10 protein-coding genes are annotated in these 11,860 nt (G+C 51.9%); 8 read left to right on the forward strand and 2 right to left on the reverse strand.

Annotated elements, in window-relative coordinates; all coding sequences use genetic code 11:
- The first annotated feature begins 102 nt into the window (after window positions 1-102).
- The 5 genes from DES37_RS17520 to DES37_RS17540 all read left to right on the forward strand — a co-directional run bounded on the left by DES37_RS17520 (window position 103) and on the right by DES37_RS17540 (window position 5,187).
- The gene (locus DES37_RS17520; protein ID WP_036105115.1) at window positions 103-1,680 is read left to right on the forward strand and encodes an ABC transporter substrate-binding protein; all 1,578 of its coding nucleotides are present in this window, start codon (window positions 103-105) and stop codon (window positions 1,678-1,680) included.
- Window positions 1,681-1,844: 164 nt separating this feature from the next.
- Window positions 1,845-2,816: an ABC transporter permease gene (locus tag DES37_RS17525; RefSeq protein ID WP_110027079.1), complete on the forward strand. Its 972-nt coding sequence runs from the start codon at window positions 1,845-1,847 to the stop codon at window positions 2,814-2,816.
- Window positions 2,816-3,649, forward strand: a complete 834-nt coding sequence (locus DES37_RS17530; protein WP_110027080.1) for an ABC transporter permease — start codon at window positions 2,816-2,818, stop codon at window positions 3,647-3,649. The genes DES37_RS17525 and DES37_RS17530 overlap by 1 nt, the downstream gene beginning before the upstream one ends.
- Window positions 3,642-4,478 (forward strand): ABC transporter ATP-binding protein, encoded by an 837-nt coding sequence (locus DES37_RS17535; RefSeq protein WP_036104705.1) that lies wholly within the window; start codon window positions 3,642-3,644, stop codon window positions 4,476-4,478. Before DES37_RS17530 ends, DES37_RS17535 begins: the two co-directional genes overlap by 8 nt.
- Complete coding sequence (locus DES37_RS17540) at window positions 4,465-5,187, forward strand: ABC transporter ATP-binding protein (RefSeq protein ID WP_110027179.1); 723 nt, start codon at window positions 4,465-4,467, stop codon at window positions 5,185-5,187. The genes DES37_RS17535 and DES37_RS17540 overlap by 14 nt, the downstream gene beginning before the upstream one ends.
- On the opposite strand, the gene DES37_RS17545 is transcribed toward DES37_RS17540, so the two are convergent.
- Window positions 5,108-6,076: a diguanylate cyclase gene (locus tag DES37_RS17545; RefSeq protein ID WP_110027082.1), complete on the reverse strand. Its 969-nt coding sequence runs from the start codon at window positions 6,074-6,076 to the stop codon at window positions 5,108-5,110. The two genes, DES37_RS17540 and DES37_RS17545, sit on opposite strands and share 80 nt — an antisense overlap.
- 466 nt (window positions 6,077-6,542) lie before the next feature.
- Between DES37_RS17545 and ygjG the strand changes: the two genes are divergently transcribed.
- A complete protein-coding gene (gene ygjG / locus DES37_RS17550; RefSeq protein ID WP_110027084.1) occupies window positions 6,543-7,934 on the forward strand; it encodes a putrescine aminotransferase in 1,392 nt (463 codons plus the stop codon).
- A 151-nt stretch (window positions 7,935-8,085) separates the two neighbouring features.
- Window positions 8,086-10,107 (forward strand): NADPH-dependent 2,4-dienoyl-CoA reductase, encoded by a 2,022-nt coding sequence (locus DES37_RS17555; protein ID WP_110027086.1) that lies wholly within the window; start codon window positions 8,086-8,088, stop codon window positions 10,105-10,107.
- Here DES37_RS17555 and rlmG read toward each other — a convergent pair whose 3' ends face one another.
- Complete coding sequence (gene rlmG / locus DES37_RS17560) at window positions 10,108-11,241, reverse strand: 23S rRNA (guanine(1835)-N(2))-methyltransferase RlmG (protein ID WP_036104710.1); 1,134 nt, start codon at window positions 11,239-11,241, stop codon at window positions 10,108-10,110.
- Window positions 11,242-11,326: 85 nt separating this feature from the next.
- On the opposite strand from rlmG, the gene DES37_RS17565 reads away from it, so the two are divergent.
- Window positions 11,327-11,830 carry a M48 metallopeptidase family protein gene (locus DES37_RS17565; RefSeq protein ID WP_036104721.1) on the forward strand — a complete coding sequence of 168 codons (504 nt, stop codon included), beginning with the start codon at window positions 11,327-11,329 and terminating at the stop codon, window positions 11,828-11,830.
- Window positions 11,831-11,860 lie beyond the last annotated feature (30 nt).

The raw sequence follows: 11,860 nt of genomic DNA on the forward strand, positions 1-11,860 counted from the left end.
TACTTATTTTCATAGGTTACTTGCTCATTATTACTTTATCTCAGGGGCTAAAAGCCCTAACGTTATGTGAACAATAATGTCGAAACGTTAATTGGGATGATTATGCGCAAGAAATACCTTCCTGCTGTATTACTGACAGCGCTTTCTGCCAGTATTTTTTCTGTTCAGGCTGCCACACCACCCAATACCCTGGTTGTAGCCCAGGGGCTTGATGACCTGGTCAGCCTTGACCCGGCTGAAGCCAATGAATTATCGAGCATTCAAACTATTCCTTCTTTATACCAACGCCTGGTACAGGCTGACCGGGATAACCCGGAAAAAGTCATTCCAGTACTGGCTGAAAGCTGGAAAGCTGATGCGGCCAGCAAAACACTGACAATAACACTGCGTAACGGCGCAGCATTTGCTTCCGGAAACCCGGTACGCCCCGAAGATGTTATTTGGTCATATACCCGGGCGATTACCCTGAATAAATCCCCGGCTTTTATTCTGAATGTTCTGGGCTGGTCGCCGGAAAATATCGCCAAACAATTCAAGAAAGTTGACGACCACTCGTTACAGATCCACTGGACTGCCGATGTCAGCCCGGCGGTTGCTTTAAATATTCTGTCCACGCCGATTGCTTCTATTGTGGATGAGAAACAAGTGGCCTCTCATGCCAAAAACAATGATTTTGGTAATGCATGGCTGAAAATGCATTCGGCAGGAAGTGGCCCTTACAGCATGCGGGTTTACCAGCCCCACCAGGCAATAGTGCTGGATGCCAATGCTTCCTCGCCTGGCGATAAAGCCAAAATGGCACACATTATTATCAAGAATGTGCCCGACCCGGCCGCGCGTCGCCTGTTAATCCAGCAGGGGGATGCCGATATAGCCCGTGACCTGGGCGCAGACCAGACCAGTGCGCTGCAAGGCAAACCGGGTGTAAAAGTGCTGAGCATTCCTTCAGCTGAACAGAACTACCTGGTGTTTAACACCGGTAACAGTGCTAATCCGCTCCTGAAGAACCCGGCATTCTGGGAGGCTGCCCGCTGGCTGGTTGATTACAAAGGCATTACCCAGGATCTGCTGAAAGGCCAGTATTTTATTCACCAGAGCTTCCTGCCTGTGGGCTTACCGGGTGCCATCGAAAGTAACCCCTTCCACTTTGATCCTGAAAAAGCCAAAGAGATTTTAAGCAAAGCAGGGATTAAAGACGCGCACTTTACGCTGGATGTGGAAAACAAGCCGCCATTCATCACTATTGCTCAGTCTATGCAGGCCAGTTTTGCACAGGGTGGCGTAAAAGTAGATTTGCTGCCTGCCGCAGGTAGCCAGGTATATGCGCGGGTGCGGGCCAAACAGCACCAGGCCGCTATTCGCCTGTGGATCCCGGATTATTTTGATGCGCACTCAAATGCCAGCGCATTTGCTTACAATGATGGTAAATCCAGCACAGTTGCAGGTTTGAATGGCTGGATGAACCCTGAAATGAATAAGCAAACACTGGCCGCTGTCGCTGAGGCCGACCCGGCCAAACGCCTGTCTATGTACCAACAGATGCAGGAGAAGTTACAGCACAACTCGCCTTATGTATTTGTTGACCAGGGGAAAACCCAGGTAGTGGTACGCGATAACGTGAAGGGCTACCAACAAGGGCTGAATGCCGATATGGTGTACTATGACCGCGTAACAAAATAGTACCGGTCTCTTTACCGGCGCGGGCGATATTCCGCCCTGTGCCGGTTTACCCCCTGGTTCTGGCTTACCCAAATAGAGTTTTTTTCATGTCTGCGACACCGTTCTCTCCCGGCGCGAAACGCCTGCGCCAGATGCTGGTAACCCTCGCATAAAGCGGGTTCACACTGGCTTTAACCTTACTGGGCCTGCTGGTTATTACTTTTTCACTTTCCGCCCTTTCTCCGGTTGACCCTGTGCTACAGATAGTGGGCGATCACGCCAGTGTTTCTACCTATCAACAAGTGCGCCACCAGTTGGGGTTGGACCAACCGTTATTCATGCAATTCTGGCACTATTTTGTGAATCTCCTCCACGGGGATCTGGGTACTGCCAGTGCCACCGGGCAGCCTGTTTTGCAGGATTTATTATCGGCGTTTCCGGCTACGCTGGAACTGGCTACGCTGTCGCTGATTGTTGGCGCAGTGGCCGGTATCCTGTGCGGGGTATTGTGTGCCCGCTATGCGGGGTCGTTTTTTGACACCGTCATTCGTACCCTCACGTTACTGGGCAACTCTGTCCCCATTTTTTGGCTGGGGTTGCTGATGTTGTCACTGTTTTACGCCCGCCTGCAATGGAGCGCAGGCCCTGGCCGGTTAGATGATATTTACCAGTACAGCGTTGAACCACGTACCGGCTTCGCCTTAATTGACACCTGGCTTTCAGGTGACCCGGAAGCTTTCCGCAATGCCCTGAGCCACCTGGTGTTACCCGTCAGTCTGTTAGGGTATTACGCACTGGCAAGCATTACCCGGCTGACCCGCGCGGCCTGTTTAAGTGAGCTGGGAAAAGAATACATTACCCTTGCCCGGGCAAAAGGTGCCAGCGAAATGACGATTCTGTGGCGCCACGTACTCCCCAATATTCGCGGTACATTGCTCACCGTTCTTGCTCTGGTATGGACCAGCCAGCTTGAAGGGGCGGTTCTGACCGAAACTGTCTTTTCCTGGCCAGGTATTGGCCGCTACCTGACTACAGCACTGTTTGCCGGAGACACCAAAGCCATTATGGGTGGCACGCTGGTTATCGGGATTTGCTTTGTCCTTATCAATAATCTGACTGACGTGCTGGTTCGCGTCACTGACCCGAGGACACACTGATGCCTGCCTCGCTATTCTGGCGCCGTTTATTGCGCTCCCCTTCTGCGATTGCCGGGCTGGTGGTTGTTGTGCTACTGGTGGCTATTGCTCTCCTTGCTCCCTGGCTGGCACCGACAGACCCTAACTGGCAAAATGCCGCCGACCGCCTTGCAGCGCCCAATTCACACCACTGGCTGGGTACCGACAGCTATGGGCGCGATATGCTTTCCCGCCTGCTGTATGGTGCCCGCCCGGCACTGGGTCTGGTGATGCTGGTCAGTGTCATCACTCTGCCTCTTGGCCTGATAGTCGGTATTGTTTCTGGCTACTATGGTGGCTGGCTGGAACGTGTGCTGATGCGGATTACCGATATCGTTATGTCCATGCCACGCCTTATTCTGGCGTTTGCTTTTGTTGCCATGCTCGGGCCTGGCCTGGTCAATGGCGCACTGGCTCTGGCGCTCACCACCTGGCCTGCCTATGCACGCCAGGCCCGCAGTGAAATACAACGCTTGCGTAACAGTGATTACCTTGCCGCCGCAGAGATGCTGGGCGTGCGGGGAACACGCCTGCTGGCAGGCCATATTCTCCCTTTGTGTCTGCCTTCAGCCATTGTGCGCCTGGCACTGGATCTGGCCGGGATCATTCTGGCTGCCGCCGGGCTGGGTTTTTTGGGGCTGGGTGCCCGCCCGCCGATGGCTGAGTGGGGAGCCATGATAGCAGATGGTATGCAGGTGATTTTCGACCAATGGTGGATAGCCGCAGCCCCGGGGGCCATCATTCTTCTTGCCAGCCTGGCATTTAACTTACTGGGCGATGGCTTACGTGACGTTCTGGAGCCACAACATGACTGACAAGTTTATCCATGTCGATGGGCTGAATATTGATTACCCTGGAGCGCGGGTGGTCAGTTCCCTGTCATTTTCTCTCGGCCAGGAGCGGCTGGCGCTGGTTGGGGAATCTGGCTCGGGGAAATCCATGACGGCAAGAGCGCTGATGGGGCTGGTGCGTAAACCTGGCCTGGTCAGCGCCAGGTCATTGCAAGTGCTCGGCCAGGACGCACTGTCGCTCTCGCCACGCGCCTGGCAACGCCTGCGTGGTAACCAGGTCGCGATGGTATTGCAAGACCCACGTTACGCGCTCAATCCGGTGCAAACGGTATTACAGCAAACGCAGGAAGCCCTGACGCTGCATCAAAAATTGCCACGTAAAGCCCGCCTGGAGCATATCAAAGCACTGATTGATGCGGTTGGTTTGCCCCAGACAGTTTTGTCACGCTACCCGGCGGAATTGTCTGGCGGGATGGGGCAACGCGTTATGATTGCCATTGCGCTGATGAACTCGCCGCGGGTACTTATCGCGGATGAACCCACTTCTGCGCTGGATGCCCGCATGCGGGATCAAATCCTTACCCTGTTGGTTGAGCAATGTGAGCAACGTAAAATGGGAATGCTACTGATAAGCCACGATTTGCCACTGGTTGCAGCGCACTGCCACCGGGTGATGGTGATGTTTCAGGGCCACCTGACAGACACAATGCCTGCTGCTGAACTCCCGAATGCCACTCATCCTTATACCCGGACCCTCTGGACTTGCCGCCCCAGTGCAGCAAGCTGGGGGCATCCGCTACCCACTCTGGATCGCAACCAAATCTGGCAAGGAATTCCTCATGGCAATGATTAATGTTAGCGAGCTCAAGGTTGTGTTTCCGGTAAAAGGCGGGGTTAAAACTGCTGTATCAGGTGCGACATTTGCCATTGAAGAAGGTGAAACCTTTTCTTTGATTGGCGCTTCAGGCTGTGGCAAATCGACAATTTTGCGTGTTCTGGCGGGTCTACTACGTGAATGGCAGGGTTCAGTTTCCTTAATGGGGAATACGCTTGCACCGGGGCAGGTATTTCGCGGCGACCTGCGGCGTAATGTCCAAATGGTGTTCCAGGACCCGTATGCCTCGCTTCACCCAAACCATACGCTGTGGCGCACGCTGTCTGAACCTTTAATTATTCATGGCGAGCAAACCAGCCGTAAACAAGTAGCCGCCATGCTGGAAGAGGTTGGCCTGCCTGCCAGTGCGCTGGACCGTTACCCGCACCAGTTATCTGGTGGACAGCGCCAGCGTGTGGCAATTGCCCGGGCATTACTGTTGCGGCCGCGTATTTTGCTGCTTGATGAGCCCACATCAGCACTGGATATGTCTGTTCAGGCAGAAATCCTCAATTTGCTGAACCGGTTGAAAGCAGAACACGGTATGACTTACGTCCTGGTCAGCCATGACGCTGACGTTATTGCCCATATGTCAGACCGTGCAGCTTTTATGGATGGTGGGAAAATTCAGCGTTTGTATTCGCGCCAGGATCTAAACCAGGGGATTCACCAGGAACCTGGTGCGTAAGAGTCATCAATTGCCCCGTCTCTGACATATAAATACAGCGGTTACGCCCGGTATTTTTCCCGTGGTACATTGCTTTATCTGCACGGCCGATTGCGTCGTGCAGTGATTCGCCCTCTTTAAGGCCCACGATGCCGCCCGTCACCGTCACCGTTAGTAACTCTGCTCCCAGTTCAACAGGGTTGCTTTCCAGATGATGGCACAGCCTGGCTGCGCACTGGCAGGCCTCTTTACCCGATGACGCTTCGATAAGCATAATAAATTCTTCGCCGCCAAAACGGTAAACAGGTTCATGCCGCCGTGCTCCGCTGCAGAGAATATCCGCCACCCGGCGTAACACCTCATCCCCGGCGTTATGCCCCCAGCAGTCATTAATAGATTTAAACCTGTCGATATCCATTAATAAGACAAATATTCTTTTTCCGGCACGCTGATTCCGGGCCTGCATTAATGCGAAGTTGCTGTAGAGTAAATGCCGCAATGGAAGGCCAGTCAGCGTATCCATATGGTTACGGCTTTCAAACAAATATTCTTTATATTTATCGATACTATTGATAAACAATTGCTGAGCATGATGGTAATTGCTTAATATTACCGGGCTAACAGCTGTATTCATTATTGCCTGCATCAGGTCTCGTGCTCTGTCATGCATAATCACATGGGCATAATAAATACGTGATACCAGTTCAGCGCCAGGATGGCCTTCTTCCAGATTATGGCTAATCCACCGGCTGAACTGGCAACGCTGGTGAGCTAACGGGTGCAAAATGGCCTCATCAGTTTTTCCGCCCAACAAAGCCAGCTCAAGCAGCTTACCCGCCCACTCATAATGGTTTTTTATCGCCTGATTCAACGCAATTAAATCATTATCTATGTTGAGAATCATCTGCATAAGCATTTCCTTAAATTTAATATTGCCAGTCCTGGGCAAAAAAAGCAGAGTAAAGATACACCAGTTATTTCTACTCTCGATGAGACTTTGTAATAAAATAACATCAATTACAAAAGTTGATATTCATTGAAGTTAAATGAATATCAGTTGTAACCTTTTCCCACTCAATTTATTGATAACCGTCAGATTATATACTTTTTTCATGTTATTGCACCAAAGCAGAGCAAAGCGCCCCATAACGGTGAAAAAAACACATCAGAAAAGCTTTTTACCATTTTTTATTTTATAGATACCGTTTGTAACACAGCATTAACACCAGGCGATGCCATAGGCACAACGATTAAAATCCATCCTTTCTAAGTTTATCAGTTCAAAATCGTGATTTTCACGACTTCCGACGATATGGCGTAAACCCTGCAATACTTAATTCAGTATCGTGTGATACGCCGCACCAAAGGAGCACATTTTGAACAGGTTACCTTCCAGCGCGTCAGCACTTGCTTGCTCAGCGCACGCACTGAACATCATTGAAAAAACCACCCTCGACCACGAGGAAATGAAAGCACTTAACCGAGAGGTAAGAGAATACTTTAAAGAGCATGTAAACCCCGGTTTTCTGGAGTATCGCAAATCAGTTACAGCCGGCGGGGATTACGGGGCCGTAGAATGGCAGGCGGGAAGTTTGAATACGCTTGTCGACACCCAGGGACAGGAATTTATCGACTGTCTTGGCGGGTTCGGAATCTTTAATGTAGGGCACCGTAATCCAGTCGTTGTCTCCGCCGTTGAGCAACAGCTCGCAAAACAGCCACTGCACAGCCAGGAATTGCTTGACCCCCTGCGTGCATTACTGGCAAAAACTCTTGCTGCACTGACCCCCGGAAAACTCAAATACAGCTTTTTCTCCAATAGTGGAACGGAATCCGTTGAAGCCGCACTGAAGCTGGCAAAAGCGTATCAGGGGAAACGTGGCAAATATACGTTTGTAGCAACCAGTGGTGCCTTTCATGGCAAATCTCTGGGCGCACTCTCTGCCACGGCAAAATCCACTTTCCGTAAGCCATTTATGCCATTAGTACCGGGTTTCCGCCATGTGCCTTTTGGTGACATTGACGCCATGCGTACTTTACTGAGCGAATGCCAGAAAACCGGTGACGATGTTGCTGCCGTGATTCTGGAGCCGATTCAGGGCGAAGGCGGCGTTATTCTGCCACCCGAAGGATATCTGAGCGCAGTGCGTAAGCTGTGTGATGAATTCGGTGCACTGATGATTCTGGATGAAGTGCAAACGGGTATGGGCCGGACAGGTAAAATGTTCGCCTGCGAGCATGAAAATGTGCAACCTGACATTTTATGCCTTGCCAAAGCACTTGGCGGTGGGGTGATGCCGATTGGGGCAACCGTTGCCACGGAAGAAGTGTTCTCTGTTCTGTTTGAAAACCCCTTCCTGCATACCACAACATTTGGTGGCAACCCGCTGGCCTGTGCTGCGGCGTTAGCAACCATCAATGTGCTGCTGGAAGAAAACCTGCCTCGTCAGTCTGCTGAAAAAGGTGCGCTATTACTGGAAGGCTTCCAGGCACTGGCAGCAGACTACCCGGAGCTCATCACAGCGGTCCGCGGTAAAGGGATGTTGATGGCCATTGAGTTTACCCATAACGATATTGGCTATAACTTCGCCAGTGAAATGTTCCGCCAGCACATTCTGGTCGCTGGTACGCTTAACAATGCGAAAACCATTCGTATTGAGCCGCCACTGACGCTGGAACTGTCACAGTGTGAACAAGTGCTCAAGGCCGCGAAAGTGGCACTGGAGCAGTTGTCGGAGTTACAAGAGCCAGAAGACGACGCAGCGTAATATGCCTCCGGGCACACACATGATGTGCCCGGACCTTTTTTCCCCACCAGTTATTTGAATCCCATCACAATCGGTTTACCTGCACACTGTGCATCAGGCATTTGCCAGCTAAATTAATAACTCATCCGACCACATAACAAAAACGGAAAAAATGATGAGCTATCCATCGCTGCTGTCCCCCCTTAATTTGGGTTTCACTACTCTGAAAAACCGGGTACTTATGGGGTCCATGCATACGGGGCTGGAAGAGCACCCCAATGGCCCTGAGCGCCTGGCCGCTTTTTATGCTGAGCGGGCAAAGCACGGCGTAGCTCTGATTGTGACAGGTGGCGTCGCCCCTTGCCCTTCCGGAGTTGCGATGGCACAAGGTGCGACACTGGATACAGAGCAGCATCTCAGGGCGCACCAGGTCATTACTGATGCGGTCCACCAGCAAGGCGGGAAAATTGCCTTACAAATCCTGCATACTGGTCGCTATAGCTACCAGCCACATCCGGTGGCACCCTCTGCCATTCAGGCTCCAATTAACCGTTTCAAACCCCATGCGCTAACCCATGAAGAGATTCTGGCGCTGATTGATGATTTTGCCCGCTGCGCTGTTCTGGCACAAAAAGCAGGCTATGACGGCGTGGAAATCATGGGGTCTGAAGGGTATTTAATTAACGAGTTTCTCGCAGCGCGCACTAATCAGCGTGATGATGCATGGGGAGGTGACTGGCCCCGCCGCATGCGTTTTGCAACAGAAGTTGTGTCTGCCGTTCGCAAGGCAGCGGGTGAGCAATTTATTATTATCTACCGCTTGTCGATGCTCGATCTGGTGGAAGGTGGCAGCACCTTTGCTGAAACCTGCATGCTTGCACGCGCCATTGAACAGGCAGGCGCAACGCTGATAAACACAGGCATTGGCTGGCATGAGGCACGTATTCCCACGATTGCCACGTCGGTCCCTCGCGCAGCGTTTAGCTGGGTGACGCGCAAACTCAAAGGCAAAGTCGCCATTCCATTGATAACCACCAACCGTATCAATGACCCGGATGTTGCGGAAGCAATTATACATGACGGTGATGCAGATATGGTTTCCATGGCACGCCCATTCCTCGCTGATGCCGAGTTTATTTCAAAAGCGGAAAGCGGGCGAAGTGATGAAATCAATACCTGCATCGCCTGTAACCAGGCCTGCCTTGACCAAATTTTTATCGGGAAGATCACTTCCTGCCTGGTCAACCCACGGGCCTGCCATGAAACCGAGTTGCCCCTGCGCCCGGCAGCCGGGAAGCGCAGGCTTGCCGTGGTAGGCGCAGGCCCCGCAGGCCTGGCTTTCGCAGTCAATGCCGCCATGCGTGGCCACCACGTTACCTTGTTTGACCAGGCCAGTACGATTGGCGGGCAGTTCAATATAGCTAAAGAGATCCCCGGTAAAGAAGAATTCAGGGAGACATTACGTTACTACCAACGCATGCTGGAACTACACCATGTCGATGTACGCCTTGGCGAGCGGGTAGCGCCAGAGCAGTTAACCGAATGGCAAGAGGTGGTTCTGGCAACCGGTGTAGCACCACGTACACCAGACATCGACGGCATTCATCACCCCAGTGTGCTGAGCTACCTTGAAGTACTGCGCGATAAGCACCCCGTTGGCAAGCGTGTGGCAATTATTGGTTGCGGCGGTATTGGCTTTGATACCGCCATGTACTTAAGCCAGAACGGCGCAGCCACCAGCCTTGATGTGGCGCGTTTTTGCCAGGAGTGGGGAATCGATACGTCACTCCAGCATGCCGGCGGCCTGATTCCGGGAGGGGTTCATACGCCAGATAACCCACGCGAAATCATTATGCTGCAACGCAAAAACAGCAAACCCGGTGAAGGTTTGGGGAAAACAACCGGCTGGATCCACAGGACCACCCTGCTACAGCGCGGTGTAAAAATGCTGGCCGGTGTGCAATATCTGCGTATTAACGATGCTGGCCTGCACATCCGTTGTGGGGAAGAAGAGCAAATCCTGGCAGTGGATAATGTGATTATTTGCGCAGGCCAGGAGCCACTGCGGACATTATCCCGGCCACTGGAGGAATTGGGTAAGCAAGTACACCTGATTGGCGGCTGTGATGTGGCAACCGAGCTTGATGCCCGCAGAGCCATAGCGCAAGGCACCCGCCTCGCGCTGAGCCTGTGATCAGTATTGTTTGCGGGTTTTCACTGCCCGCAATACAACAAATTTTTTGTTGGTTGCCAGAGTGGTGCAATTACCAAAGACACGCTTGAGTTTGGCGTAATAATCCAGGTGGCGGTTGCCAACAATGCGCAACTCGCCGCCATATTTCAGGCAACGGCGGGCATCATTAAACATCTGCCAGGCAATGTTATCTGTGACGGCATTTTGTTGGTGAAACGGAGGATTACACAGTACGGCATCGAACTGATTCGCTTCCAGCCCCGCCAGCGAGTTATTCACCAGGTAAACAGAGCGCTCCACATCACCGGGCAGGTTTTCCTCGACATTCAGGCGGCTGGAGGCCACAGCCATTGAGGACTCATCAATAAATGTCACCTGAGCCTGTGGGTTTTGGCTCAACAAAGACAGGCCAATAACACCATTACCACACCCTAAATCCACCAGGCTGCCTTCCAGGTTTTCTGGCAGGTGCTGCATAAAGAAACGCGCGCCGATATCCAGTGAACTACGGGAAAATACATTGGCGTGGTTATGAATAGTCCAGCCGGTTTCCGGCACAGGCCATTGCTCAGTCTGGCTGGCAGGCTGGTATGCAGGCGCAGTAAAAGTGCAGTGGATCAGGCGGGCTTTTTTCCAGGCCAGGGATGTTGTGGTTGGCCCGAGAATACGCTCAAACAATGCAAGGGTGGAGTTATGGATTTCTTTTGCTTTACCCGCAGCAATAATACGCGTTTGCGGTGAGGCAACCTGGCGAATTTGCTCCAGTTGATGTGCCAGTAACGCCAGCTGTTTGGGTACCTTAATCAGCACCAGTGCAGGTTTTTCAGGCAGGCCAGCAAGGCTGTCCTGGAATGTAACCGCATTATCATCAAGCCCGTTATTTTGCAGGTTGCGTTCTGTGGCAATTTGCGCGAGTAAGGAATCGCTGGCAAAAACCGGGTTATGCTCAGCCAAAGCGCAGGTTAATGCGCCGAAATTGTCGTTGAGAATGACCAGAGGCCCGTCGATATCCCCGCCAACCTGTTGCAGTAAATATTCATCTGCCGCATCCCACGCCTGCAGCGGGTTGATGTCGTCAGTAACAGGGAAACGTTCCAGCGCGAATACGCGCCCGGCTAACTCTACCTGGCTCATTGGTTCTCCACAGTGCTAAAATCTGCGCGTTTTATCCCTTAATTTGCTCTCAGAGTAAACCTTTTTCCTGACTCGCGGAGAGAATATGACAACACGCCCGTTTTTACAGGGTTACCCGGCATCATTGCTGACTCAGGTTGAAACGTTAATTGCACAGGGGAAGCTTGGAAAGCTTATTGAAAAACGCTACCCGGCCCGCCACGAAATTGTGACGGATAAAGCGCTGTGGTCTTATGTTCAGGAGATGAAAAGCCAGTATTTGCGCAGTGCTCCACCCATTAATAAAGTATTGTGGGATAACAAAATTCATGTGGTCAAACACGCGTTGGGCCTGCATACCGCTATTTCCCGGGTTCAGGGGAATAAACTCAAGGCAAAAGCAGAGATTCGGGTAGCGACATTGTTTCGCGAGGCCCCGGAAGCCTTCTTACGCATGATAGTTGTCCATGAACTGGCCCACCTTAAAGAGAAAGAGCACAACAAAGCCTTTTACCAGTTGTGCTGCCATATGGCACCCGATTACCACCAGTTAGAATTCGATACCCGCCTGTGGCTTACGCACCTTTCGCTACAAAAAACGGCTTCCTGATGCGTTTTACCCACAAAAAAACGTGCTAAC

Source organism: Mangrovibacter plantisponsor (assembly GCF_003182475.1).
Taxonomy (GTDB): domain Bacteria; phylum Pseudomonadota; class Gammaproteobacteria; order Enterobacterales; family Enterobacteriaceae; genus Mangrovibacter; species Mangrovibacter plantisponsor.

Bases quoted from the DNA above. Each gene is read 5' to 3' on its own strand.
- DES37_RS17520 (WP_036105115.1), top strand. From the start codon at position 103: ATGCGCAAGAAATACCTTCCTGCTGTATTACTGACAGCGCTTTCTGCC.
- DES37_RS17530 (WP_110027080.1), top strand. From the start codon at position 2,816: ATGCCTGCCTCGCTATTCTGGCGCCGTTTATTGCGCTCCCCTTCTGCG.
- DES37_RS17535 (WP_036104705.1), top strand. From the start codon at position 3,642: ATGACTGACAAGTTTATCCATGTCGATGGGCTGAATATTGATTACCCT.
- DES37_RS17540 (WP_110027179.1), top strand. From the start codon at position 4,465: ATGGCAATGATTAATGTTAGCGAGCTCAAGGTTGTGTTTCCGGTAAAA.
- DES37_RS17545 (WP_110027082.1), bottom strand. From the start codon at position 6,076: ATGCAGATGATTCTCAACATAGATAATGATTTAATTGCGTTGAATCAG.
- DES37_RS17555 (WP_110027086.1), top strand. From the start codon at position 8,086: ATGATGAGCTATCCATCGCTGCTGTCCCCCCTTAATTTGGGTTTCACT.
- rlmG (WP_036104710.1), bottom strand. From the start codon at position 11,241: ATGAGCCAGGTAGAGTTAGCCGGGCGCGTATTCGCGCTGGAACGTTTC.
- DES37_RS17565 (WP_036104721.1), top strand. From the start codon at position 11,327: ATGACAACACGCCCGTTTTTACAGGGTTACCCGGCATCATTGCTGACT.